22 protein-coding genes are annotated in these 23,782 nt (G+C 72.8%); 12 read left to right on the top strand and 10 right to left on the bottom strand.

The window, feature by feature from the left end:
• The first annotated feature begins 129 nt into the window (after window positions 1-129).
• Entirely contained in the window at window positions 130-1,929 is a 1,800-nt protein-coding gene (locus OG715_RS14845) for a glycosyl hydrolase family 18 protein (protein ID WP_266269231.1), read from the top strand.
• A 119-nt stretch (window positions 1,930-2,048) separates the two neighbouring features.
• On the opposite strand, the gene OG715_RS14840 is transcribed toward OG715_RS14845, so the two are convergent.
• A complete protein-coding gene (locus OG715_RS14840; RefSeq protein WP_266269230.1) occupies window positions 2,049-2,609 on the bottom strand; it encodes a MarR family winged helix-turn-helix transcriptional regulator in 561 nt (186 codons plus the stop codon).
• 169 nt (window positions 2,610-2,778) lie between these two features.
• Between OG715_RS14840 and OG715_RS14835 the strand changes: the two genes are divergently transcribed.
• From OG715_RS14835 to OG715_RS14820, 4 genes are all read left to right on the top strand, one after another.
• The gene (locus OG715_RS14835; RefSeq protein WP_266269228.1) at window positions 2,779-4,116 is read left to right on the top strand and encodes an MFS transporter; all 1,338 of its coding nucleotides are present in this window, start codon (window positions 2,779-2,781) and stop codon (window positions 4,114-4,116) included.
• A 173-nt stretch (window positions 4,117-4,289) separates the two neighbouring features.
• Complete coding sequence (locus OG715_RS14830; protein ID WP_266269227.1) at window positions 4,290-5,918, top strand: dolichyl-phosphate-mannose--protein mannosyltransferase; 1,629 nt, start codon at window positions 4,290-4,292, stop codon at window positions 5,916-5,918.
• 3 nt (window positions 5,919-5,921) lie between these two features.
• Complete coding sequence (locus OG715_RS14825) at window positions 5,922-6,731, top strand: ABC transporter permease (RefSeq protein ID WP_266269226.1); 810 nt, start codon at window positions 5,922-5,924, stop codon at window positions 6,729-6,731.
• Window positions 6,732-6,985: 254 nt separating this feature from the next.
• The gene (locus OG715_RS14820) at window positions 6,986-7,573 is read left to right on the top strand and encodes a TMEM165/GDT1 family protein (RefSeq protein WP_266269225.1); all 588 of its coding nucleotides are present in this window, start codon (window positions 6,986-6,988) and stop codon (window positions 7,571-7,573) included.
• Between the two features lie 14 nt (window positions 7,574-7,587).
• On the opposite strand, the gene OG715_RS14815 is transcribed toward OG715_RS14820, so the two are convergent.
• Window positions 7,588-8,772, bottom strand: a complete 1,185-nt coding sequence (locus OG715_RS14815) for a peptidoglycan-binding domain-containing protein (RefSeq protein WP_266269224.1) — start codon at window positions 8,770-8,772, stop codon at window positions 7,588-7,590.
• A gap of 313 nt (window positions 8,773-9,085) precedes the next feature.
• On the opposite strand from OG715_RS14815, the gene OG715_RS14810 reads away from it, so the two are divergent.
• The gene (locus OG715_RS14810) at window positions 9,086-11,182 is read left to right on the top strand and encodes an MDR family MFS transporter (RefSeq protein ID WP_266269222.1); all 2,097 of its coding nucleotides are present in this window, start codon (window positions 9,086-9,088) and stop codon (window positions 11,180-11,182) included.
• Window positions 11,183-11,222: 40 nt separating this feature from the next.
• On the opposite strand, the gene OG715_RS14805 is transcribed toward OG715_RS14810, so the two are convergent.
• Window positions 11,223-11,687: a MarR family winged helix-turn-helix transcriptional regulator gene (locus OG715_RS14805; RefSeq protein WP_323182122.1), complete on the bottom strand. Its 465-nt coding sequence runs from the start codon at window positions 11,685-11,687 to the stop codon at window positions 11,223-11,225.
• A gap of 87 nt (window positions 11,688-11,774) precedes the next feature.
• Between OG715_RS14805 and OG715_RS14800 the strand changes: the two genes are divergently transcribed.
• The 3 genes from OG715_RS14800 to OG715_RS14790 all read left to right on the top strand — a co-directional run bounded on the left by OG715_RS14800 (window position 11,775) and on the right by OG715_RS14790 (window position 13,583).
• Window positions 11,775-12,146, top strand: a complete 372-nt coding sequence (locus OG715_RS14800) for a cupin domain-containing protein (RefSeq protein WP_266269221.1) — start codon at window positions 11,775-11,777, stop codon at window positions 12,144-12,146.
• A gap of 44 nt (window positions 12,147-12,190) precedes the next feature.
• The gene (locus tag OG715_RS14795; RefSeq protein ID WP_030391634.1) at window positions 12,191-12,517 is read left to right on the top strand and encodes an antibiotic biosynthesis monooxygenase family protein; all 327 of its coding nucleotides are present in this window, start codon (window positions 12,191-12,193) and stop codon (window positions 12,515-12,517) included.
• Window positions 12,518-12,839: 322 nt separating this feature from the next.
• Window positions 12,840-13,583, top strand: coding sequence for a helix-turn-helix domain-containing protein (locus tag OG715_RS14790; protein ID WP_266269220.1), 744 nt, complete (start codon window positions 12,840-12,842; stop codon window positions 13,581-13,583).
• A 677-nt stretch (window positions 13,584-14,260) separates the two neighbouring features.
• Here the strand turns inward: OG715_RS14790 and OG715_RS14785 are convergent.
• Window positions 14,261-14,560: a hypothetical protein gene (locus OG715_RS14785; RefSeq protein ID WP_266269219.1), complete on the bottom strand. Its 300-nt coding sequence runs from the start codon at window positions 14,558-14,560 to the stop codon at window positions 14,261-14,263.
• A gap of 226 nt (window positions 14,561-14,786) precedes the next feature.
• Between OG715_RS14785 and OG715_RS14780 the strand changes: the two genes are divergently transcribed.
• Window positions 14,787-15,617: a glycosyltransferase family 2 protein gene (locus tag OG715_RS14780; protein WP_407661108.1), complete on the top strand. Its 831-nt coding sequence runs from the start codon at window positions 14,787-14,789 to the stop codon at window positions 15,615-15,617.
• On the opposite strand, the gene OG715_RS14775 is transcribed toward OG715_RS14780, so the two are convergent.
• Both OG715_RS14775 and OG715_RS14770 read right to left on the bottom strand, forming a co-directional pair.
• Complete coding sequence (locus OG715_RS14775) at window positions 15,614-16,621, bottom strand: NAD-dependent epimerase/dehydratase family protein (RefSeq protein ID WP_266269217.1); 1,008 nt, start codon at window positions 16,619-16,621, stop codon at window positions 15,614-15,616. The two genes, OG715_RS14780 and OG715_RS14775, sit on opposite strands and share 4 nt — an antisense overlap.
• 50 nt (window positions 16,622-16,671) lie before the next feature.
• Entirely contained in the window at window positions 16,672-16,875 is a 204-nt protein-coding gene (locus tag OG715_RS14770; RefSeq protein ID WP_266269216.1) for a hypothetical protein, read from the bottom strand.
• 369 nt (window positions 16,876-17,244) lie between these two features.
• On the opposite strand from OG715_RS14770, the gene OG715_RS14765 reads away from it, so the two are divergent.
• A complete protein-coding gene (locus OG715_RS14765) occupies window positions 17,245-18,627 on the top strand; it encodes a Tat pathway signal protein (protein WP_266269215.1) in 1,383 nt (460 codons plus the stop codon).
• Between the two features lie 13 nt (window positions 18,628-18,640).
• Complete coding sequence (locus tag OG715_RS14760) at window positions 18,641-19,132, top strand: TrmO family methyltransferase domain-containing protein (RefSeq protein ID WP_266269214.1); 492 nt, start codon at window positions 18,641-18,643, stop codon at window positions 19,130-19,132.
• Window positions 19,133-19,240: 108 nt separating this feature from the next.
• On the opposite strand, the gene OG715_RS14755 is transcribed toward OG715_RS14760, so the two are convergent.
• The 4 genes from OG715_RS14755 to OG715_RS14740 are packed head-to-tail and all read right to left on the bottom strand — an operon-like array spanning window position 19,241 to window position 23,689.
• On the bottom strand, window positions 19,241-20,092 hold the full coding sequence (locus OG715_RS14755; protein WP_266269213.1) for an ECF transporter S component: 852 nt from the start codon (window positions 20,090-20,092) through the stop codon (window positions 19,241-19,243).
• Window positions 20,089-21,711 carry an ABC transporter ATP-binding protein gene (locus tag OG715_RS14750; RefSeq protein ID WP_266269212.1) on the bottom strand — a complete coding sequence of 541 codons (1,623 nt, stop codon included), beginning with the start codon at window positions 21,709-21,711 and terminating at the stop codon, window positions 20,089-20,091. Before OG715_RS14750 ends, OG715_RS14755 begins: the two co-directional genes overlap by 4 nt.
• Window positions 21,708-22,994, bottom strand: a complete 1,287-nt coding sequence (locus OG715_RS14745) for a CbiQ family ECF transporter T component (protein WP_327064144.1) — start codon at window positions 22,992-22,994, stop codon at window positions 21,708-21,710. The genes OG715_RS14750 and OG715_RS14745 overlap by 4 nt, the downstream gene beginning before the upstream one ends.
• Complete coding sequence (locus tag OG715_RS14740) at window positions 22,991-23,689, bottom strand: SCO2322 family protein (RefSeq protein WP_407661107.1); 699 nt, start codon at window positions 23,687-23,689, stop codon at window positions 22,991-22,993. Before OG715_RS14740 ends, OG715_RS14745 begins: the two co-directional genes overlap by 4 nt.
• Window positions 23,690-23,782: the final 93 nt, after the last annotated feature.

Here is a 23,782-nt window from a genome sequence, read left to right as displayed (position 1 = left end):
CCGGCGTCCGTCAAGGCATGTTCCGTTCGATTCCCCCATCCTGTTCTGTCATGTCCTGGTCGTACGGCCCCACCCCGTGCGCGCGTTCCCGGACCCGGCGGAATCCCCCACACCAGGAGTCACGCACCCATGCTCCGTTCACGCATCGAAAGGGCCGGGGCCCCGGTTCAGGAGGGCGGCCGTCGCAAGCGGTCCAAGAGCCTGACCGCGATCGCCGCCGGCACCACTGCGTCCCTGCTGCTCGGCGCGGGTCTCGCGCTCACCGGTGGCGCCACGGCCAACGCCGCCGTCACCAACTCCACCGGCGCGCCCGCCACCAGCGGCGGCATCAAGGTGGCCTACTTCGACCAGTGGTCGATCTACGCGAACGGGTACTACCCGAAGACCATCCAGGACACCGGCGTGGCCGGGAAGCTGGACTACCTGATCTACTCGTTCGCCAACATCAACCCCACCACGCTCGGCTGTTTCGAGGCCAACAAGGCCGCGAGCCCGGACGAGAACAACCCCAACGCCGGTGACGGCGCGGGCGACTCCTTCGCCGACTACCAGAAGAGCTTCGGCCCGGACATCTCGGTCGACGGCGTCGGCGACGTCTGGGGCCAGCCGATCGTCGGCAACTTCAACCAGCTGAAGAAGCTGAAGGCGAAGAACCCCAAGCTCAAGATCCTGATCTCGCTGGGCGGCTGGACGTACTCCAAGTACTTCTCGCCGGCGGCCGCCACGGACGCCTCGCGCAAGAAGCTGGTCTCGTCCTGCATCGACATGTTCATCAAGGGCAACCTGCCGGTCGAGGCCGGCTACGGCGGCCCGGGCACGGCGGCCGGCATCTTCGACGGCATCGACATCGACTGGGAGTACCCGGGCGGCGGCGGCCACACCGGCAACCTGTCGAGCCCGAACGACAAGCAGAACTTCACCCTGCTGCTGAAGGAGCTGCGCGAGCAGCTCGACGCGCAGGGCAAGACCGACGGCAAGACCTACTACACCGCGGCCGCGGTGGGTGCCGGTCAGGACAAGATCAAGAACGTCGAGACCGACAAGATCGGTCAGTACCTGTCGTTCCTCGACATCATGACGTACGACATGCACGGTGGCTGGGAGTCCAAGGGCCCGACCAACCACCAGGCCCCGATCTACGCCGGTCCGAACGACCCGATGACCCCGGTCCCGGGCGGCACCGGCAAGTACTCGGTCGACTCGGCCGTCAAGGCCTACACCGCCGGTGACCAGCAGTACGGCATCCCGGGCGGCTTCCCCGCGAACAAGATCAACGTGGGTGTGCCGTTCTACTACCGCGGCTGGACCGGCGTCCAGAACAACGGCAAGAACGGCCTCTTCCAGCCCGCCACCGGCCCCGCCGCGGGTGCCGCCATGTCGGGCAACGTCCCGGGCATCCAGATGTACAAGGAGCTGGCCGGCTTCGTCGACAACCCGGCGAAGACGTACTGGGACGAGGACGCCAAGACGACCTACTTCTACGACGGCAGCACCTTCTGGTCCGGTGAGGACTCCCGCTCGATCCAGGCCAAGCTGGACTACGCGCACTGCAACGGCCTCGGCGGCTCCTTCGCCTTCTCGCTGTACGACCTGGGCACCAGGACCGGCCTGTTCGACAAGATGGTCGAGGCCACCAACGGCTCCGCCGCGGGCTGCCCGGCGCCGCCGGTGACCACCCCGCCGACCACGCCGCCGACCACTCCGCCGACGACCCCGCCGACCACGCCGCCCACGACTCCGCCGACCACGCCGCCGACCACCCCGCCGGGCTGCGCGGGCGCCCCGAGCTGGGACGCGGCCGCCACCTACGCGACCTCGACCAAGGTCTCCTGGAAGGGCCACTACTACACCAACAAGTGGTGGACCAAGGGCGACGACCCGAGCGCCAGCGGCGCCTGGGGCGTCTGGACCGACAACGGTCCCTGCTGACCCCGTAGTACCGACCGGGTGAGGACCTGACGGACCCTCGCACCCGTCGCACCGAATGTCCGGCCCGCCGGGGGACACCCCCCCCGGCGGGCCGGACGTCTTTCGTGCTCCCGGGCCGGTCAGCCCTGCTCGGCGGCGGGCCCCGGGGTGTCCGGCCGGCTCTCCTCGATCCGCCGCAGCATCCGCGCCAGCATCCCGGCGAGCGCCGCGCGGTCCTCGCCGACGACGTCCTGGAGCAGCTCCTCCTCGAAGACGGCGGCCATCCGCATCGACTCCAGCCACTTGTCCCGGCCGAGGTCGGTCAGCTCGATGATCACCCGGACCCGGTTGGTCTCGTCCCGCTCCCGGGTGGCCAGGCCCTCGGCCACCATCCGGTCGACCCGGTGGGTCATCGCGGCGGGCGTCAGTCCGAGCCGCTTGGCCAGCTCGCCCGGTCCGAGCCGGTACGGGCTGCCGGACACCACCAGCGCCTTGAGTACCTCCCACTCGGCGGCGGTGATTCCCAGCACAGTGAGCTGCCGGTCGTAGGCGACGGTCATCCGCCGGGCGACCCGGGAGAGGGTCTGCACGATGGTCTCGACCTGGGGGTCCACGGTGGGGAATTCCCGCTGGTAGAGCGCCACCTGCTCGGCGATGCCCAGCTCGCGGGCGGTGGCCGGCGCGGGCTTCTCTGCAGTCATGCGGACCAGTGTCGCATGCGGATGCACTCCTTAAGGCTTTGACTCCGCACTCTTACGGTGCTAATACTTTAGAGTCAAACTTTAGCTCTTAAGTCTTCCGGGCTTAAGAGTGTCCAGTGAAAACTGACGAAGCCCTGACGGGCGGAGTCCACAGGAAGGGGTGTGCACGGTGACCGGCACGGTGAAGCAGCAGAGGCAGCAGCGACGTGGGGCGGGCAGCCCGCTGCGCCGCGTCCAGATCGGGAACGCGCTCAGCGCGTTCGGCAGCGGGTTCACGATGCCGTACATGTTCGTGTACGTGGACCAGGTGCGCGGACTGGGCGCGCTGGCCGCCGGGATGGTGTTCACCGTCTTCGCGCTGGCCGCGCTCGCCGTGCTGCCGTTCACCGGCCGGGGCATCGACCGCTACGGCCCGCGCCCGGTGCTGCTGGCCGGCGCCGCGCTGGCCGCCACCGGCGCGTTCGCCTTCGGGCATGCCACCGGCACCCCGGCCCTGCTGGTCTCCTCGTTCCTGTTCGGCGCGGGTGTCACCACCTGCCAGCCGGCGCTCGCCACCATGATCGTCCGCTGCTCGACCGCCGCGACCCGCTCGCACGCCTTCGCGCTCCAGTTCACCCTGATCAACCTGGGCATGGGCATCGGCGCGCTGGTCGGCGGGCAGATCGTGGACGTCGCCGACCCGGCCAGCCTGACCCGGCTGTTCACCATCGAGGCCGTGACCTTCCTCGGCCTCGCCCTGGTGACCGGCAGCGCGCGGATCCCGAAGGCCGCGCCGGTGCTCGTCCAGGACGGCGCCGACGCCCCGCGGGGCCTGCGCGCCCTGGTCGCCGACAAGGCGATGCTGCGGCTCTGCGTGCTCGCCGGGCTGATCTTCTTCACCTGCTACGGCCAGTTCGAGTCCGGCGTCGCGGCCTTCGCCACCGACACCGTCGGCACCGCCCCGTCCACCCTGGGCATCGCCATCGGCGCCAACGCGCTGATCATCGTGGTGCTGCAGATGTTCATGGTGCGGATCACCGCCCGCCGCCGCCGTACCACCGCGATGGCCGCCGCCGGCGTGGTCTGGCTCGGCGCCTGGGCGATGGCCCTGGTGGCCGGTCTGATCCGGACCGAGGCGATGGCCGCCACGGTCGCGATCGTCTCGATCTACGCCCTGTTCGGCGTCGGCGAGTCGCTGCTGGCCCCGACCATGGGCCCGATGGTCGCGGACCTCGCCCCGGCCCGGCTGCTCGGCACCTACAACGCCGGGTACGCCCTGGTGAAGCAGATCGCGATCGCCGTCGGCCCCGCCGTGGGCGTGCTGCTGGTCGGCTCCGGCACCTGGCCGGTCTACCTGGCGGCGATGGCCGGCTGCACCGTGCTGATCGTGGTCCAGGCCCTGCGCCTGCGGCCGCACCTCACCGCGGCCCAGGACAACGCGGCCCCCTCGGCGGGGGACGAGCAGGCCCCCGCCACCCCGGTCCGCACCCCGGCCCGGCCGGTCCGGGAGCTCCAGGCCGCCGCCTGACCCGCTGCTCGACCGCCCCGCGACGGGCGCCCGACAGGTCACCTGTCCGGCGCCCGTCGCGCTTGGTTTCGCGCCCACCGGCACATAGTGTCGGTGGCTGTTGACCGTCCGGCCCGACCCCGCTCGGGGCCGGCACCCGGCGAGAACGGCGAAGCGGCGAGGCTACCGAGACCATGACCCAAGCGGCGCTCACCCACCCACCGGCCGCGACGGAGCCCGCCGGCCCGGCACCGGAGCGGCGAGGGCTGCCGCGCCTGGCGGCGGCCCGCTGGGACTGGCTCGGGCCGATCGCGGTGGCGGTCTTCGCCGGTCTGCTGAGGTTCTGGAACCTCGGCCACCCCAACGCCTTCGTCTTCGACGAGACCTACTACCCCAAGGACGCCTGGTCCCTGCTGCGGCAGGGCTACGAGGGCACCTGGCCGGAGCACGCGAACGAGCAGATCCTCGCCGTCCCGCAGCAGATCCCGCTCACCTCGGCGCCCGAGTTCATCGCCCACCCGCCGCTCGGCAAGTGGGTGATCTCGCTCGGCGAGTGGGGCTTCGGCCTGCACCCCTTCGGCTGGCGGTTCATGACCGCGCTGCTCGGCACCGTCACCGTGCTGATGCTGGCCCGGATCGGCCGCCGGCTCTTCGGCTCCACCCTGATCGGCTGCACCGCCGCCCTGCTGATGGCCGTGGACGGCCTGCAACTGGTGATGAGCCGGGTCGGCCTGCTCGACGGCGTCCAGATGTTCTTCGTCCTGGCCGCCTTCGGTGCGCTGCTGATCGACCGCGACCGCACCCGGGCCCGGCTCGCAGCCGTCCTCCCCGACCGCGGCGGGGACACCGTCCGGCTGGGGTGCAGGCCCTGGCGGATCGCCGCCGGGGCCTGCCTGGGCGCCGCCGCCGGCGTCAAGTGGAACGGCGTCATGGTGCTCGCCGCCTTCGGCGTGCTCACCGTCCTGTGGGACCGGTCCGGCCGCCGCTGGGCCGGCGCCCGCCGCCCCTGGCGCTCGATGCTCCGCCGGGACGCCGGGCCCGCCTTCCTCGCCACGGTCGGCACCGCCTTCGTGGTCTACGTCGCCGGCTGGGCAGGCTGGCTGTTCACCGGTGGCGGCAAGGGCGCGACCGGCGGCGGCTTCGACCGGCACTGGACCGACGACCGGGCCGGGCTGTCCCCGGACAGCTTCCTCGGCGTCCCGCTGCCGCAGCTCCCGATGGACTGGGTGCCCGCGCCGCTGCGCAGCCTCTGGCACTACCACGCGCAGATGTACGACTTCAACACCGGCCTCAGCAGCCCGCACACCTACCAGTCCAACCCGTTCAGCTGGCTGGTCCAGGGCCGGCCGGTCTCGATGTACTGGGAGCAGGTGCCGGCCGGCCAGCACGGCTGCACCGCCTCCGGCGGCTGCGCGGCGCAGATCCTCGGCCTCGGCACCCCGCTGCTCTGGTGGACGGCCTGCTTCGCCCTGGTCTACCTGCTCTGGCGGTGGGCCTTCCGCCGGGACTGGCGGTCCGGCGCGGTGCTGTGCGCGGTGGCCGGCGTCTACCTGCCGTGGTTCCAGTACCAGGAGCGGACGGTCTTCTCCTTCTACATGGTGGTGCTCGTCCCGTTCCTCTGCCTGGCCGTCGCGCAGATGCTGGGCGCGATGCTCGGCCCGGAGGGCTGCTCGCCCGAGCGGCGGCGGATCGGCGCCGCCGGTGCCGGACTGGTGGTGCTGGCGATCATGGCCTGCTTCGCCTTCTTCTACCCGCTGTACACGGCGGAGGTGATCCCGATGACGTCCTGGCAGGACCGGATGTGGTTCACCACCTGGATCTGACCGGTGCCCGGTGTCCCGTCGGCCGCCGGCGGGGGACAGCTGCTGCCGGTGACCCCGGCGCTGGGCGCGGTCACCGCGGTGCTGCTGCTGGCCGCCGTCGCGGTCGCGGGGTGGGGCCGGCTCGGGCACGGGCACGCCGTGCTGCGGGCCGGGCTGCGCGCGGTGGTCCAGCTCGCCGCCGTCGCGCTGGTGATCGCCTGGGTGGTCGACTCGCTGCGGTGGTCGGCGCTGTTCGTGCTGCTGATGTTCACGGTCGCGGTGCGGACCGCCGGGCGGCGGATGGTCCCGGACCGGGGGCGGGCCTGGCTGTGGGCGGCGGCGCCGATCGGCGCCGGGGTGCTGCCGGTGCTGGTGCTGCTGCTCGGCAGCGGACTGCTGCCGGCGAAGGGCCTGTCGGTCATCCCGGTCGCCGGCATCCTGATCGGCGGCGCGCTCACCGCGACCTCGCTGTCCGGGCGGCGGGCCCTGGACGAGCTGCGCCAGCGGCACGGCGAGGTCGAGGCGGCGCTGGCGCTCGGCTTCGAGGAGCGGGACGCCCGGATGGAGATCTGCCGAACGGCCGCCGCCACCTCGCTCGTCCCGGCGCTCGACCAGACCCGGACGGTGGGCCTGGTCACGCTGCCGGGGGCGTTCGTGGGCATGCTGCTCGGCGGGGCCTCGCCGGTCCAGGCGGGCACGGTGCGGCTGTTCGTGCTGGTGGCGCTGCTGGCAGTGGAGTCGACGGCGGTCGTGGTGGTGCTGGAGCTGGTCGGCCGGGGGCCGGTCCGGGTCGCCGGCCCCGCCGCGTCCGCGCCGGGCGGCCGGGAGCGGTGATCGGGTAGGCTTGGCCGAGTTGAAGGGGAGTAGCCCTCCACCGGACCGTCGACATACTGGCCCCTCGGGGCCCGGCGCCCGGGGCACCGCGGATCCTGGTCCGCGGGTGCCGGCGAGACCTTCGGCCGCAGTGCTGTGAACGTGGGCGCGTCCGTGCGTCCCGCGTGTCTTCCCACCAGCGCTGTCGGGCCGGAGCGACCCCTGACGGAGCTGCCCGCGGTCCGGCAGCCCGAATCCGAGGGACACCACCCCCGATGAGCCTGACCGTCGCCGTCATTACTTTCGGCATCGTCTTCCTGGCCGAACTGCCCGACAAGACCGCCCTGGCCAGCCTGATGCTCGGCGCCAAGTACCGGGCGAGCTACGTCTTCGCCGGGATCGCCGCCGCCTTCGCCCTCCAGGTGGGTATCGCCCTGGTCGCCGGGCAGCTGCTCTCGCTGCTGCCGCAGCGCTGGGTCGAGGGTGTCACCGGTCTGCTGTTCCTGGCCGGCGCGGCGATGCTGCTGTTCCACGGCGGGGGCGACGACGAGGACGGGCACGCCGCCAAGGAGCCGTCCGCGAACAGCTTCTGGAAGGTCGCCGGGGCCAGCTTCGTGGTCGTGGCGATCGCCGAGTTCGGCGACCTGACGCAGATCATGACCGCCAACCTCGCCGCCAAGTACGCCGACCCGCTGGCCGTGGGCCTGGGCGCCTGGCTGGCGCTGTGCGCCGTCGCGGGGATCGCGATCCTGGGCGGGCAGAAGCTGCTGAAGCACGTGCCGATGAAGATCATCATCCGGGTGGCGGCGGGCATCATGGTGCTGATGGCCGCGTTCAGCCTCTTCAAGGCGATCACGGGCTGACGGCCCGTCCGGGGTCAGCAGCCGGTGCGCTTCTCCAGGGCGGCCCGGGTGTTGGCCCCGTAGACGCCCTGCTTGTCGCCGCGGACGCCCTGCATGCTCTGGAAGTACGCCACGTAGTACTGGGTGTCCCCGTCGAAGTAGCCGTTCACGGGAATGTCCGGCGCCATCCAGCACATCACCACGGCGAGCTTCTGCTGCATGGCCTGCACGTCGGTGCCCTGCATGCCGTACTGCAGCACCCGGTTCGTGGGGGTCGGGGTCGGGGTGGGCGTGGTGCTGGGGCTCGCCGTGGCGGTCGGGGTCGGGGTCGTCGAGGGGCTCGGGGCGGGGCTCGACGGCGCCGGCGGCTGGGTGGCCGGGGCGGAGGTCGGTGCCGGGGCGGGGGCCGGCGGTGCGGCGGCCGCGGTGGTGCTCGGGGCGGCCGGGGGCGGGGTGCTCGCGGTCGACCGGGTCGGCGAGGGCTTGGCGCTGGTCCGGCTCGGCGTGGGCGTCGGGGTGTCGCTGGTGGGCGGCGGCGAGCTCGGGCTCGGCGCGGCCGGGGTGGTCGGGGCCACTGGGGCGGGGGCGATGCTCGTACTGGGCGGGGGCGCGGTCCGGTCGTCCGGGTCGGCGGACGGGGTGACCGCGTAGGCCAGGCCGACGGTGAGGGCCAGCAGGCCGGCGCCGGCCGCGATCAGCAGTCCCTTGCGGCGGCCGGGCCCGGTGCCGTTCTCCTGCTCGGCGGCGCGACGAGCGGCCCGGCCGCCGGTGGGTGCCGCGGCGTCGGGGGCGACCGGGAAGACGCCCAGCTCGTCCTCGGCGGGGGCGCCGTACGCCCGGGGCGGGGCGCCGGTCGGCGACGGGGGGAACTGCGGGGCGGTGGCGACCGGGGGCAGCACGGTGGTCGCGTAGGCGTCGGCGTCCGGTCCCAGCGGGGGCGTGACGGGCGGGGCGGTGGCCGACGGGGGAGCGACCGTGGGCAGCACGGTGGTGCCGAACGGGTCGGCCGTCGGCGGCCCGGGTGCCGGGGGAGCTTCGAGGGTCGCCGGGAAGGCCGGTTCCGCCACTTGGCCGACGGCCTGCGGCACGTACGGGCGGACCAGCGGCGGGCCCTCCAGGTGCGGCAGGACGGCGGTGTCGTCGAGGCCGCGGTCCGGCGGGAGGCAGCCGCACCCGGTCGATCGTGCGGAGCCGCACGTCGGGCAGCGCTGGTCCGGCATCGGCCGGCCCTCCTCGGTTCTCGGTCGTTCGCGGTCCCGGACGCGCGGTCGGTCGGACTCGTGTTCAGGCGATGGACGGGCCTGATTATGCAGGACGTCCCTGAGAGGGGACAGGGGCGTCCGGCCCGGTGTGGGGGCCTTGTGCCGGTTGGTGGGGGTTGGGCATCGGTGAACGGTGGGTGTGCGGATGTGAAGGTCCGGCTGACGCCCGTGCTTACGTTCGGCTCAACTGAACGGAGCAAAACGGTGCATTTCTGACAGCATGGTGGCCTGGAGTGATCATCTGCCGAGCTGTGAGGGATACGGAGACGCCATGACGGATCCGATCGCCCCGTCCGACCGGAGCCCGGACGGGGGGCCGGGGCCGGGGTCCGCGGGAGCTCCCGCCCAGCCCCCGGTCACCGCGGGCAGTCTGTGGGTCCCGATCGGGGCCCTGCTGCTGGCGATGCTGCTCGCCGCGCTCGACCAGACCATCGTCTCCACCGCGCTGCCCACCATCGTCAGCGACCTCGGCGGCCTGGAGCACCTGTCCTGGGTGGTCACCGCCTACATGCTCGCCTCGACCGCGGCCACCCCGCTGTGGGGCAAGCTCGGCGACATGTACGGCCGGAAGGTCTTCTTCCAGGCCTCCATCGTGATCTTCCTGCTGGGCTCGGTGCTGTGCGGCATCGCCCAGAACATGGGGGAGCTGATCGCCTTCCGCGCCGTCCAGGGCCTGGGCGGCGGCGGTCTGATCGTGCTCTCGCAGGCCATCGTCGGCGACCTCGTGCCACCCCGGGACCGGGGGAAGTACCAGGGCGTCTTCGGCGCCGTCTTCGGTGTCACCAGCGTGCTCGGCCCGCTGCTCGGCGGCCTGTTCGTCGACAACCTCAGCTGGCGCTGGGTGTTCTACATCAACCTGCCGATCGGCGTGGTCGCCCTGGTGGTGATCGCCGCCGTGCTGCACGGGACGGAGGTCCGGCGCCGGCACCGGATCGACTACCCCGGCACCGTGCTGATCGCCTCGGTGGCCACCTGCCTGGTGCTGATGACCTCGCTCGGCGGGACGACCTGGGGGTGGAGCTCCTGGCAGATCATCGGCCTGGGAGTGCTCGGCCTGGTCCTGCTGGTCGCCTTCGTCCAGGTGGAGCGCACCGCAGAGGAGCCCGTCCTGCCGCTGCGGCTGTTCCGCTCCCGGACCTTCAGCCTGGTGGCCGTCATCTCCTTCGTGGTCGGCTTCGCGATGTTCGGCGCGCTCACCTACCTGCCCACCTTCCTCCAGGTGGTCATGAAGGTCTCGCCGACGATGTCCGGCATCCACATGCTGCCGATGGTGATCGGCATGCTGGTCACCTCGATCGGCTCCGGCCAGATCGTGGCCAGGACCGGCCACTACCGGGCCTTCCCGATCGCCGGCACCGCGATCACGACCGTCGGCCTGTTCCTGCTCTCCCTGCTCGACGAGAACAGCAGCACCTTCGAGATGAGCTGTTACTTCCTGGTCTTCGGCCTCGGCCTCGGCCTGGTGATGCAGGTGCTGGTGCTGATCGTGCAGAACTCCGTCGGCTACCAGGACCTCGGTGTCGCCACCGCTGGAGCCACCTTCTTCCGCTCCATCGGCGCCTCCTTCGGGGTGTCCGTCTTCGGCACGATCTTCGCCTCGGGGCTCAACGACCGGCTCGGCGACGCCCTGGCCGGCGTCCCGCTGCCGCCCGGCTTCGGCCCCGGCGCGATCACCTCCGACCCGCGCGTCGTCGAGCAACTGCCCGCCGCGACCCAGGCGGCGGTCTACCACGCCTACGCCGAGTCGATCACCCGGGTCTTCCTCTACGCGGTGCCGGTGGCGGTGGTCGCCTTCGTGCTCTCGCTGTTCCTGCGCGAGCAGAAGCTGCGCACCACCGTGACCGCCCCCGACCTCTCCGAGTCCATCGGCCTCAACCCGGTCGAGCGCTCCTCGCTGGACGAGATCAGCCGGGCGCTGTCCGTCCTCGGCACCCGGGAGGCGCGGCGCGACCTGTTCAAACGGATCACCGCCACGGCCGGGCTCGACCTCAGGCCGGCCTCCAGCTGGCTGCTGCTCCAGATGTACCACCACGGCTCGGTGGAGCCCGCCGAACTGGCGGAGCGCCGGATCGTGCCCTTCTCGGTGGTGGAGGAGGCGGTGCGCGAGGTCGAGGGCCGGGGGCTGGCGGCCCGCTCCGGCGGCCTCCCGCTGCGGCTCACCGAGCCGGGCGAGGCGGCGGCCGTCCAGCTGGTCGCGGCCCGGCGGACGCAGCTCGCCGAACTGCTCGGCGACTGGGACGAGAAGCAGTTCGACGACCTGGCCGCACTGCTCACCCGGCTGGCCTCCGCACTGTGCGCGGACGAGCGGGACCGGCCCGACCGGGTCGTGGAGGAGCACCCGTACCGCGGTGAGGGCCGCTCGTTCTGACGGTCGTTCCTTCCGGGGGCCGCTCGTTCGGGGGCCCGCGTCACGGGCCGCCGAACCACCTCGGGGTGTCCAGCCGGAACGGGTCCCCGGGTGCGAGCGTCCGCAGCGCGTCCTCCAGCCCCCGCAGCCGCTCCTCGCCGCCCAGCTGCGCGACCCACTCCTCGCGCAGCTCCTCGAAGATCCGGGCCGACCGGGCCAGGCAGTCCACCCCGCGCGCCGTCAGCCGGACCACCTTGCGGCGGGCGTCCGCCGGGTCGCTGCCGCGCTCGACGTAGCCGAGCCGTTCCAGCTGCTCGACGGTCTTCCCGGCCGCCTGCTTGGACACCCCGAGCCGCTTCCCGAGTTCGACGGCGGTGGTGCCGTGCGGCCCGATCGCCTGGAACACGAACCCGTGCATCGGCCGCAGGTCGGGGTGCCCCTCGCGGGCGATCCGCTCGTGCAGCTCGTCGATGACCGTCCGGAAGGCAAGCAGCAGCCGCAGCGGCAGCTCGTAGCCCGGCCTCACGTCTTCCTCGGAATCCCTTGACACGATCGACAACCTCATTGACCATATAGACAACTTGGTTGTCCATCATAAGGGAGACACCCGCTCTTGTCCGTCATCCGCAGCACCGATGCCCGCCGTACCGAGACCCCCAACGCCGTGATGACCACCTACGCCTCGCCCACCCAGGGCGGCACCGGCCTCGCACTGTGGCGGGTCGAGATGTCGGCGGCCCGCTCCGGCCCGCGCCACACCATGGACACCGAGCAGGTGTGGACCTTCCTCACCGGCACCGCCGTCGTCGACCTGGACGGCGAGGAGCTCGCCCTCGCGGCCGGCGACACCCTCGTCCTGCCCGCCGGCCTCCCCCGCGTGATGCGCTCCGAGGACGGCTTCACCGCCGTCGTCGCCGCCCCGGCGCCGTCCATGGCCGTCAACCTGGACACCGGTGACCGGGTCGCCCCGCCGTGGATCGTGTGAGGTGTAGCAGACTGCCTCCCGGAACAACCCTGAGGAGGTACGGCGTGTCCGTCGTCAAGATCAATGTGCTGACCGTTCCGGCTGAGCAGCGGGAGGTGCTGGAGCAGCGCTTCGGTGCCCGGGCCGGTGCGGTGGAGAACTCGGACGGCTTCGAGTACTTCGAGCTGCTCCGCCCGGTCGAGGGGACCGACCAGTACCTGGTGTACACCCGCTGGCGGGACGAGGAGTCCTTCCAGGCCTGGCTCGCGGGCCCGATGCAGGCCGCGCACCGGCCGGCGGCCAAGGACGGCGAGGCGCCGCAGCGGCCCGCCGCCGCCGGCTCCACCCTGTGGTCCTTCGACGTGGTGCAGTCGGCCGGCCCGAAGGGCTGAGACCCGCATTCGCGGAACGGCGCGCCCCGGACGCAACGGCGTCCGGGGCGCGCCGTCGTGGGGGTGCCGAAGGGATGAGCCCGACCTTCGCGCCCGGTGACGGGCGGCGGTACTGTCCGGCATTGGACGGTTCATCACATGGGGGCGCTGTTCGGCATTCGAGTGCGCCGGGGTGTGTGCGCGTGCGCCGCCCGATCGGGTGATGAGGATGAGGTTTCCGGGGCTGTTCGCTGGACTAACGTGATCATTGCTTTCAGCAAAGGAAAGCCCCGGCGGTGCGCCAACACCCCGGGGAACGGCACCAGGAGTAAAGGGCTCCACGATGCAGATCAATCGTATCCCCAAGCACGCGCCCGGGTACACGATCCTCGACAACGGGCATGTCGTGCGGAAGCACTCGCTCAGTTGGGCGGCGCGCGGGTTGCTCGGCTACCTCCTCAGTCTGCCGAACGGCGCTCGGGAGGATGTTCGGACGCTGGCCGCGAAGAGCGTCGAGGGGCGAGCGACGGTCGCCCGGGCGCTGCGGGAGCTGGAGACGGCCGGGCACTACGTGCGGCGGACCGTGCGCGACCCCGTGACGGGGCGGGTCAGGACGGTGGTCTCCGTGCATGAAGCGCCCTTGGGGGACAAGGCGGTTCACGCATTGCCACCGGTTCCCGTGGCACCGGCCGCCGGGCCGTCCGGCGCCGGGAAGGCGGGAAGCCCCTCCTTGAGGGTAAGGACGGTGAGGCGGAAGGAACCTTCCGTCCATCCGGTGGCGACAGCGCCCCGGATGACGGAAGGGATGGGGCTGCTGATCGAACTCGGTTCCCGGGAGCCGGCGTTGGCACTGGCCGGCAAACCGCTGGCGGACCAGGCCGCGCGGGTGGAGGGCCTGTTGGCGGGCGGATGGTCGGCGGACGCGCTGATGGGCATCCTGGCCGCGCCGCTTCCGGGGAAGGTGACCCACAGCGTTGCGGCGATCCTCGGCGGGCGGTTGACGAAGGTGCCGCCCGTTCCGTCGGGCCGTGGCACCGCGGTGAAGTCGGTGGCGGTGCCGCCTTCGTCTCGGGGGTTTTGGAGTTGAGCATCAGGTATTCGGACACCACCTCGAAGTAGAGGTAGCCGAGGAACGGGAAGACCGGCACGGTGGCGGCGAGCCGGTCGATGAATTCCGCGTCTGGTGTCGGGTGCCCCGTGGCGTTGGCAAGGAGGGTGTCGAGGAAGGGCGCCGCTGCACGGACCCGGCCCAGCGCCGCTCGGCGGAGCTGGGCGTCCTCGGCCTCGGTGAGGAAGTTGCGGTGGGTGAGGTAGGTGCGCAGGTGGACAGCGCCCAGCCGGAGATAGTCGATGCCCTTGGGCGGCACGGGAGCGTCAGGGGTGATCTCGAAGACCAGGGTGCGGGTGTGCTTCTTGGTCTCAAGCAGGTAGCTGCCCAGGTTGTGGGGACGTAGGCTGGCGGGCTCGGCGGCGAGGGGTGCGCAGTAGAGCGCGGCTACCAGGCAGCCGGTGGAGGCATACAGCTGCCCGCTGGCGCGGATCGCGTCCAGGGCGACGGTGGTGTGCATCAGGTGGACAGGGCGCCCGGAGGTCAGCGCCTGGGTCATGGCGTTGCCGCTCAGCAGCCAGCCGTTGGGCGTCTCGTGTACGAGGTGTCGGCGCCAGTCGGCTTCGGTCTCGGCGAGGCCGGACGGCCCCGGTCGGGTGGCGCTGCCTGTGTGGTCGGTGTGGGCGTTGTCCCACTCGTGCTGCATGAACGGCCTCCTACTGCCGGGGGTTGAGGAGCTGGCTGGCGTGGATGAGTGCCCCGTGGTTGGTGGCGCCGTTGAGCCGGGCCTGTTCGCTTCGGACGACGCGGCCGTGTCCGGGATCGTCGCGGTCGTCGCGCCGCCGGCAGTCGTGGACTGCTGCGGCGGTGCACAGGGCCGCGGTGTGATCGGGGTCGAGTCCGTACTCCTGGGCGAGCAGACCGGCGAGCAGGGAGACACGCGCGTTGTGCCGGATGCCGTGGATGGAGTCCACAAGCTGGGGCTGCGCGAACCAGGTGTCGGCCGGTACCAGCATGAGTGGCGGATGTGGCAGGGTGGGCGGCGCGACTGGGGCTTCGGGGCGGTTCCTGTCGATCCAGGCGAGTATGTCCCGATCCATGACCTGATGGGCGGGAAGGATCCGGTTCTCGGCGAGATCGCGGAGTGATGTGGCACCCGGCTTCGATGTTCGTGAGGTCATCTCTGGTTCCTCGAAGGGAAGAGGTTCGGTGGGCGTCAAGCTGGGCGTGGCGGTCCTGACCATGGGCACGCGGCCGAAGGAACTGGCCGAGCTGCTGGCGTCGGTGGGGATGCAGACGGTCAAGGCCGCGAAGGTCGTGGTGGTCGGCAACGGGTGCGTGCTGCCGGAACTGCCCGCCGGGGCGGAGGGCGTGGAGCTCGCGGACAACCTCGGTGTGACCGGCGGGCGGAACGTCGCCCTGGAGCACCTGCGGGACGTGGACGTGGTGATCGACCTGGACGACGACGGCTTGCTGGTCGCGGACGACGTCCTCGCCCGGATCGCCGACCTGTACGAGGCCGACCCCGGGCTTGGGATCGTCGGGTTCCGGATCGCGGACGAGACCGGTGTCACCCAGCGGCGCCATGTACCCCGGCTGCGGGCTGGTGATCCGATGCGTGGCGGTGAGGTGACCGGCTTCCTCGGCGGCGGCCACGCGCTGTCCTCGAAGATGCTGGAGCAGGTCGGTGGCTGGCCGGACGCCTTCTTCTTCGCGCACGAGGAGACCGACATGGCCTGGCGTGCCTTGGATGCCGAGTGGCGGGTGCTCTACGTCCCCGAGCTGCTGCTCCAGCACCCGCGCACCAGCCCGACTCGGCACTCCTTCTTCTACCGGGTGAACGCGCGCAACCGGGTGTACCTGGCGCGCCGACACCTCCCGGCCCTGCTCGTGCCGGTCTACCTCAGTGTGTGGATGGCGCTCACCGTTGCTCGGACGCGGGATTCGGCCGGGCTGAAGGCGTGGTTCGCGGGCTTCGCCGAGGGCTGGCGCACACCGTGCGGTCGGCGCAAGCCGATGCGCTGGCGCACGGTGTGGAGCATGACCAAGCTGGGGCGTCCGCCGATCATTTAGGCCGCTGCGGCCTGGCGCATCCAGCCGGGGACAGCCTCCGGGGTCGCCTTCAGCCAGGCCACGTAGCGGGCGACGCCTTCCGCCATCGTGACGCCCGGCCGCCACCCCAACAGCGTCTCCATCCGCTCGACGGAGGCGTATCCGCCCTCGGGGTCGCCGGGCGGCATGGGTGTCTCGATCAACGGGACGTCCGGGTAGTGGCTGCGAACGAGCTCCGCGACCTGCCGGATCGAAGTGCCAGTACCGGTGCCGATGTTGACGGTCTCGTTGTGCACATCGGGCGCGACCAGCGCCCACAGCGTACCGGTGGCGATGTCGTCCACGTGGACCATGTCGCGGATCTGGTGGCCGCCGCCGTTGAGGTGCAGCGGCATGCCGAGCGTGGCCCGCATGGCGAACCAGGCGACCACCCAGGAGTGGCTGTGCTCCTTGACGACCTGGGGCTCGCCGTAGACCGAGAAGTACCGCACGACGGCGTACGAGACTCCGGCGCCGCCGAGCACGGCGGCGGTCTGGTACTCGCCCCACGCCTTGCTGTTCCCGTACACCGACACCGGCTGGACCGCCGCGTCCTCCGCGAACTTCGGGCTGCCGTTGCCGTAGACGCTGGCGGAGGAGACGAACACCATCCTGCGCACCCGGTTCGAGGCGGCGACGGCGTCCAGGACACGTTGGGTGCCGGTGATGTTGGTGTCGATGGCGTCCAGCGGCCGACGCGTGCAGGCCGCCACGTCGGCCAGGGCGGCGGCGTGGATGACGTAGTCGCAGCCGGAGATCACCTTACGCATCAGGTCCGGCTCGGCGATGTCGCCGACGATGAAGTCCGGGTCGGCGGTGTCGATGCCGAACCGCTCGCGGTACACCTCGTGCGGGTAGGCGTCGAGCTTGCACACCGACACGGGGCGGGCACCGAGCCGGCGGAGCTGGGACGTAATGCGGCTGCCGATGAGGCCGCCGGCGCCGGTGACCAGCACGGTCTTTCCTGAGAGCTGTTCGAGGGACATGGGAGGTTCTTCCTCTCACTCGTGATGGGTGGTGCCGTAGGGACAGCGGGTCAGCCGACTCGGTGCTGCGGGCAGCGACAGGCAGGCCAGGTGGCCGAGGGGTGGTAGGCGTAGGCGTCGGGCTCCGACTCCACGGTGATGACGCCGGAGTCGTCGTACCGGGTGCCGTCCTGCGCGATCTTGAACGTGCGGATGGACAGGCCCCGGTGGCGGTCCTCGGGCAGCTTGAAGTCCGGGGAGTTCCCGGCGCTCATGCCGCGGACTCCGGCCGTCGCTCGCGGCGGCGGCCGACGGCGGGGTGACGCAGGGCGCGTCGGCGGGCGCGTTCCCGGTCGGGGGCGAGGGCATCTGTTGTGGAGGAGTCGGCGAGGCTCCACGGGTGGGGTGTGCGGGCGGCAGTCGTCATTGGCGTCTCCGGGGGCGCGAGTCGGCAGGGCGCCCCCGATACCGGATGCATGGCTGGAGCCGCCGCAGGCCGCCGCTCCGCAGGGGTTCAGGATCCGAGGGCGGTCCCACCCGGCGAGCGGCATGCAATGAGTGAACCGTCCAGTCGCTACTCGGAGTACGGTGTTGGGCACGCTGAGCGGTTTAAGCGGTTTAACGGCCCGTCAGGGAGGTGCGCTTTGGCGCCGACGAGGGAACCGAACGAGCGACTGCGGAAGGTCATCGACGATACGAAGCTTTCCGGCGATGCGATCGCGCGCCTGGTCAGGCGAGTGGCGGCCGAGCATGACGAGCTCTTGGAGACCAACAAGTCGAGCATCACGCACTGGAAGAACGGCGGTCAGCCGGCCGGGAACGTTGGTGTATTCCTGGCCGAGGCGTTGGGTCGCGCGCTCGGCGGGCGGGTCGTGACGCTGGAGGAGGTCGGTCTGATCGCACCCGTGCCCCAAAAATCCGACTGGGACGCGGATACGCTGAGCGCGCTGGCCGAACTCGGGAGAACCGACGTGGACGTGGAACGCAGGCGGGCGCTGGGGGTGGCGGTCTACTCAGTGGCCGGGCTCTCCCTGCCTGGCGAAGACTGGTGGCAACGCATGGCCGAGCGGGGCAGTGCGCGCAGCTCCGCCGCAACCCGGCGGGTGGGCCCTGGCGACCTGGCAGCCGTCCGCGATATGACCACCCTGTTCTCGCAGGTCGATCAACGGCGAGGCGGTGGTCACGCCTGGATGTCCGTGGTGCAGTACCTGGCGACCGACGTCACCGCCTACCTGCGGGGGAAGTTCACCGACGAGCGGGTACGCCGTGACCTCTTCTCCGCAGCCAGCGAACTCGCTTACCTGGCAGGCTGGATGGCGTTCGACGGTGGCCAGCACGCGATGGCGCAGCGGTACTTCGCCGAGGCGGTCAAACTCGCGGCCGAGGCCGACGATCCGCCGATGGCCGCCCACGTGCTGCGAGCGATGGCACACCAGGCCATCGACCTCGGACACCATCAGCAGGCTCTCGACCTCGCCGCCGCATCCGTCGACGGCGATCGGTACGCGCTCGCCTCCCCAAGAGAGCGGGCTCTCCTCGGCGTCGTCCACGCCCGGAGCCTGGCTGCAGCCGGGCGCAAGAACGCCGCTGCCAAGGCGCTGCTGCGGGCCGAGGGCGACCTGTCCGCCGCGAGCGACGACATTGCCGAGCCGGACCGGGTGTTCTTCTTCGGTGAGGCCAGCCTGGCCCACGAGACCGCGTGCACCCTGCGCGACATCGGAGACCTCGACGGCTCCGTGCGCGAGTTCCAGCACAGCGTCCGCACCCGCAGGGCGACGAATTTCACCCGCACCCACGCGGTGACGCTGGGATACCTCGGCTCCGTCCACGCGCAGATGAACAACATCGACCGGGCCTGCGCCACCTGGTCCCAGGCACTCGACGCCATGGACGGCGTGCGGTCCGGCCGCACCCGCCAGGCCGCCGCCGACATGCGCACCCTGCTTTCCCCCTATCGGCGGCGCGGTAGCGCGGCGATCTGCGAGATCGACGCGCGCGCTGCCGCGTACCTTTCCGAAACAGCCTGACGAGGAGTCACTGATGGCAGACGGTGCAACGTTCGAGGTCGAGGCGCTGGGCCAGGTGGTCGGCGGTCGGATCGAACCCACTGACGACTTCTGGGGCGGCACCCGCGCGATCGTCCGGCTGGACGGATCCCGCTTCACCGCCGACGCGACCAAGGGCCTTGAGGAGTTCTCGCACCTGGAGATCGTCTTCCGTTTCCACCTCACCGACCCGACCGACCTGAACCTCGGTGCTCGTCGGCCCCGGGACAACCCGGAGTGGCCGGAGGTCGGGATCTTCGGTCACCGCAACATGCGGCGCCTGAACTGGCTGGGTGTGTCACGCTGCCGCCTGCTCAAGGTCGACGGGCTGGACCTGCACGTCGAGGACCTCGATGCTGTCGACGGCACGCCGGTCCTGGACGTGAAGCCGTGGTTCGGTGAGATGGGACCCCGTGGAGAGCAGCACCAGGCTGAATGGACGACTGTCATGCTCCGTGACTACTTTGCGCCCGGGGCCGGTGATTGACGACGGACCGTGACTGTCCGATCGTGACCGGGCCCTCCTCGCCGTACCCGATCGGGGCGGTGGCCCGCAGGCCGAAGGTGGTTGCTCCGGCGCCGGAGCGCGCCGCTGTCAGTCGGCCGGGGGCCGGAAGGCGACCGGGGCGGCGAAGGCGGCGCGGCGGGTGGCGCGGCGCAGGGCGCGCAGCACCGGGGTGCCGAGGGTGAGGCAGAGGACCACCGTGAGGGCGGCGCGGGGGAGGTCCCAGCCGAGCGAGGTGGTGAGGCAGTAGGCGGCGAAGCGGACCAGGTTCTCGGACACCGGGTCGCCGGGGACGAAGGAGATCGAACTCGCGAGGCCGGCGATGTAGGGCCAGCCCTGGAGGTTCATGATCACGCCGTAGAGCAGCGAGGCGGCGGCTCCGTAGCCGGCGAGCAGGGCGAGTTCGCCGCGGCCGCGCAGCCGGGCCGGGCCGGGGAGGAGGCCGGCGCCGAGGCACACCCAGCCCATGGCGAGCATCTGGAACGGCAGCCAGGGCCCGACGCCGCCGGTGAGCAGCGCGGAGGCGAACATCGACAGCGCGCCGAGCACGAAGCCGAAGCCCGGTCCGAGCACCCGGCCGGACAGCACCATCAGGAAGAACATCGGCTCCAGCCCGGCCGTGCCCGCGCCGAGGGGGCGCAGGGCGGCGCCGGCGGCCGCGAGGACGCCGAGGAGCGCGACGGACTTGGCGTCCAGCCCGGGGGCCCCGCCGCCCGCCGTGCGGCCCTCGGAGATCTGGGCGACGACGACGGCGAGGAGGAGCGGGAGCAGGAGGGCGAACAGCCAGGGGGCGTCGACGGAGTGGCCGACCAGGGCGGACCGGGCGGAGGCGAGCAGCGGCCAGCCGAAGCCGGCCACGCCGACCAGGGAGGTCAGGGCCAGGGCGAGGACCGAGCGGCGGCCGAGCGGGACCGGGCGGGCGAGCGTGGTCGGCGGGGTCATGCGTCGGGCCCGATCCGGTCGAGGGCCTCGGCGACCTGGCGGACGGTGAGCCAGGGGCCCGGGGCGAGGATCTTGGCGACCTGCGGGGCGAAGGCCGGCGAGCCGAGCACCACCTCGGGGGTCGGGCCGTCCGCGACGATCTCGCCGTCGGCCAGGACGGCCGTGCGGTCGGAGAGTTCGGCGGCCAGCTCGACGTCGTGGGTGGCGAGCAGGACGCCGTGGCCCTCGGCGGCGAGGCCGCGCAGGATCTCGACCAGCCGGGCCTTGGCCGCGTAGTCGAGGCCCCGGGTGGGCTCGTCGAGCAGGATCAGCGGCGGGCGGGCGGTCAGGACCACCGCCAGGGCGAGGCTGAGCCGCTGGCCCTCGGAGAGGTCGCGCGGGTGGACGGCGTCGGGCAGGCCGGGCAGCAGCCGCTCCACCAGGGTCCGGCAGGTGCCGGGTTCGGCGCCCGCGTCGTGGTCGGCGGAGGCGCACTCGGCGGTGACGCTCTCGCCGTACAGCAGGTCGCGCGGGTCCTGCGGGACGAGGCCGACGTGGCGGACGAGCTCGGCGGGCCGGGTGCGGTGCGGGGTGCGGCCGCCGACGGCGACCGATCCGGAGGCCGGCGCGTGCAGGCCGACCAGGGCGCCGAGCAGGGTGGACTTGCCGGCGCCGTTGCGGCCCATCAGGGCGGTGATCGTCCCGGCGTGCAGGGTGAGGTCGACGCCGCGCAGGGCCGGGACGGGGCCGCGTCGGACCACCAGCCGGGAGGCGGTGGCGAGCGGGGGGCCGGGGTCGGTGGCGGCGGGCGCGGCGGGCGGCCGGTGGCCGTCCAGCCGGGCGCGCAGGCCGGCCGCCCGGCGGCGGGCGTCGCGGACGGTGAGCGGCAGCGGGTGCCAGCCGGCCAGCCGGCCGAGGCCGACCACCGGTGGGTGGACCGGTGAGTGGGCCATGACCTCGGCGGGCTCGCCCAGGACGGGCGGCGCGCCGGGGGTCAGCAGCAGGACCCGGTCGGCGTACTGGACCACGCGCTCCAGCCGGTGCTCGGCCATCAGCACGGTGGTGCCGAGGTCGTGCACCAGCCGCTGGAGCACCGCCAGCACCTCCTCGGCGGCGCCCGGGTCGAGCGCGGAGGTCGGCTCGTCCAGGACCAGCACCTTCGGGTGGACGGTGAGCACCGAGCCGATGGCGACCCGCTGCTGCTGGCCGCCGGAGAGCGAGCCGAGCGCCCGCTGCCGCAGCTCGGCCAGGCCGAGGAGGTCGAGGGTCTCCTCGACCCGCCGCCGCATCACGTCCGTCGGCAGGCCCAGGGACTCCATGCCGTAGGCGAGTTCGTCCTCGACCGTGTCGGTGACGAAGTGCGCCCTCGGGTCCTGGCCCACCGTGCCGACCAGGTCGGCGAGTTCGCGCGGGCGGTGGTCCCGGGTGTCGCGTCCGCCGACGGTGACCCGGCCGTGCAGCACGCCGCCGGTGAAGTGCGGGACGAGGCCGCTCACCGTGCCCAGCAGGGTCGACTTTCCGGAGCCCGACGGGCCGACGAGCAGGCAGAGTTCGCCCTCGGGGACGGTCAGATCGACGCCGTCGATCGCGGGCGCCTCGGCGTCGGCGTACTGGACGCCGACCTGTTCGAAGGTGATCACGGAGTCCTCCCGGGCCCGGACGGGGTCCTGGCGGTGGTGGCGGCCTTGATGGTGGTGCCTGTGGTGGTGGTGCCTGTGGTGGTGCCCACGGTGCTTCCGGCGGTGGTGCCGGTGGTGTCCGGCGGTACCGGCGTGACGAAGGCGGGCAGCAGTCCGAACAGGACGGCCGCCGCCGCGGCGACCGGCAGCACCGGCGCGGTCGGCGGGACGACGGTGGGGGCGAAGGCGAGCGGGTCCAGCGCGGCCAGCCAGGCCGTCGCCGCCGCCACCGCGACCCCGGACCCGGCGGTGAGCCACTCCGGCAGCGCCCAGGGGTCGGGCCGGTGGCGGGTCCGGACCGAACGCCGCCCGCCGAGCAGCAGTCCGGCGAAGGCGGCGGCCAGGCCGATCACCAGCACCGGCACCGCCCAGCCGGCGCCGTCGGCCGTCAGCAGCCCGTACGCGGCCAGGCAGATGCCGAGCAGTCCGGCCAGGGTCAGCCCGGCGGTGAGCACCGCGATCCGGCGCGGCACCGCGGCGGTGCGCCCGAAGCCTCGGGTGTCCATCGCCGCCGCCAGCGCCACCGAGCGCTCCAACGCGCCCTCCAGGACGGGCAGTCCGACGCTGAGCACGGCGGCCACGCCCCGGTCGCTGCGGCCGCGCAGGCGGCGGGCGGCGCGCAGCCGTTGCACGTCGGCCACCAGGTTGGGCGCGAAGGTCATCGCGACCACCACGGCCACGCCCGCCTCGTAGAGCGCGCCGGGGAGCGTGCGCAGCAGCCGGGCCGGGCTGGCGAGGGCGTTGGCGGCGCCCACGCACACCAGCAGGGTGGCCAGCCGCAGTCCGTCGTACAGCGCGGCGAGCAGCCCCTCGGCGGTCACCCGGCCGCCGATCCGGACGCCCTGCGCCCAGGCGGGCAGGGGGACTTCGGGGAGGGTGAGGAGCACGTGGGTGCCGGGGACCGGCGAGCCGAGGAGGACGGCGAACAGCAGCCGGATGCCGAGCACCAGGAGGCCGAGCCGCAGGAACGCGCCGTAGGAGCGCGACCAGGGCGCGTCGCCGCGCCGGGCGGCGACGACGTAGCCGGCGACGGCGGCCAGGAGCAGCAGGACCAGCGGATTGGTGGTGCGGGTGGCGGCCGCGCCCAGGCCGAGCGCCCACAACCACCAGGCTCCTGGGTGAAGTTGGCGAGGTCCGGCGGCCGGTCGGCGGCGGGCGGCGCGGGGAGTGGGCACGGTGGGGTCCAGGGGGTCGGTCCGGAGCGGGGCGGCGGGCGGGCGGGGCCGGGAGGTGGCCGGCCTCATCGTCGGCGGCGCGACTGCCAACGGGCGCCCGCGGCCACGGCGAGGACGAGGGCCAGACCGGCGCCGACCCCGAGGGCGGGTCCGGCGGCACCGGGGGAGGCCCCGGCCGCGGTCGCGCCGGTGGCGTCGGCGGGTCCGGCACCGGTCGAGGGGGCGGCCGTGCCGGCCGGCCGGTCCGCGCCGCCCAGCTGCTCGCCGCAGCCCGTGCGCGGATAGCCCGCGATGGCGCAGAGCAGCCCGTTGGTGTCGTACCGCAGCGGCGGGGCGACGGTGGCCAGGACCTCCGCCGAGCTGGCCCGGTTCGGCACGACGGCGCAGGCGGTCCGGGGCTCCGGCGGGGTCTCGCGGGCGGGCGCGTCGGCGGGGCCGCCGAAGTCCAGCACCACGGCGACCCGTTTGCGCCCGGCCTCGGCGGGCGTACCGGCGCAGAGGGCGGCGAAGTCCCCGGCCGGACCGGGCCGGGCGGCCTGTTGCCCGCCGTCGGGGCTGACGGCGAACCGCCAGCCCTCGACCTCGCCGTCCGCCGGGACGTGCACGGCGGGGCCCTGCTGCTGGTACGCCCAGCCGCCGTCGGACCAGCGCCAGAACGACCAGTACCGGTAACCGGCGGCCTGCGCCTGCGCGGCGCCGAGCAGGAGCACGATCAGCAGTCCGGCGACCGCCCCGGCCAGGAAGCGCAGGGCGGCCCGCGCCACCCGCCGCCGGGCCGCCGCCCTGTCCCCGGCGGCGGTGGTGGTGACGGGGGTGGCAGCGGCCGGGACCGGGGCCGTGGTCGGACGCGGTTCCCG

This window comes from Kitasatospora purpeofusca, assembly GCF_036010405.1.
GTDB classification, from domain to species: domain Bacteria; phylum Actinomycetota; class Actinomycetes; order Streptomycetales; family Streptomycetaceae; genus Kitasatospora; species Kitasatospora purpeofusca.
The sequence above is the reverse complement of the archived record's forward strand: the minus strand, read 5'-3'. Positions and strand labels throughout refer to the sequence as shown.

Excerpts from the sequence above, each read along its gene's own strand:
- OG715_RS14845 (WP_266269231.1), top strand. The coding sequence starts at position 130 with ATGCTCCGTTCACGCATCGAAAGGGCCGGGGCCCCGGTTCAGGAGGGC.
- OG715_RS14840 (WP_266269230.1), bottom strand. The coding sequence starts at position 2,609 with ATGACTGCAGAGAAGCCCGCGCCGGCCACCGCCCGCGAGCTGGGCATC.
- OG715_RS14830 (WP_266269227.1), top strand. The coding sequence starts at position 4,290 with ATGACCCAAGCGGCGCTCACCCACCCACCGGCCGCGACGGAGCCCGCC.
- OG715_RS14820 (WP_266269225.1), top strand. The coding sequence starts at position 6,986 with ATGAGCCTGACCGTCGCCGTCATTACTTTCGGCATCGTCTTCCTGGCC.
- OG715_RS14815 (WP_266269224.1), bottom strand. The coding sequence starts at position 8,772 with ATGCCGGACCAGCGCTGCCCGACGTGCGGCTCCGCACGATCGACCGGG.
- OG715_RS14810 (WP_266269222.1), top strand. The coding sequence starts at position 9,086 with ATGACGGATCCGATCGCCCCGTCCGACCGGAGCCCGGACGGGGGGCCG.
- OG715_RS14790 (WP_266269220.1), top strand. The coding sequence starts at position 12,840 with ATGCAGATCAATCGTATCCCCAAGCACGCGCCCGGGTACACGATCCTC.
- OG715_RS14785 (WP_266269219.1), bottom strand. The coding sequence starts at position 14,560 with ATGCTGGTACCGGCCGACACCTGGTTCGCGCAGCCCCAGCTTGTGGAC.
- OG715_RS14780 (WP_407661108.1), top strand. The coding sequence starts at position 14,787 with ATGGGCACGCGGCCGAAGGAACTGGCCGAGCTGCTGGCGTCGGTGGGG.
- OG715_RS14775 (WP_266269217.1), bottom strand. The coding sequence starts at position 16,621 with ATGTCCCTCGAACAGCTCTCAGGAAAGACCGTGCTGGTCACCGGCGCC.
- OG715_RS14770 (WP_266269216.1), bottom strand. The coding sequence starts at position 16,875 with ATGAGCGCCGGGAACTCCCCGGACTTCAAGCTGCCCGAGGACCGCCAC.
- OG715_RS14760 (WP_266269214.1), top strand. The coding sequence starts at position 18,641 with ATGGCAGACGGTGCAACGTTCGAGGTCGAGGCGCTGGGCCAGGTGGTC.
- OG715_RS14755 (WP_266269213.1), bottom strand. The coding sequence starts at position 20,092 with ATGACCCCGCCGACCACGCTCGCCCGCCCGGTCCCGCTCGGCCGCCGC.
- OG715_RS14745 (WP_327064144.1), bottom strand. The coding sequence starts at position 22,994 with ATGAGGCCGGCCACCTCCCGGCCCCGCCCGCCCGCCGCCCCGCTCCGG.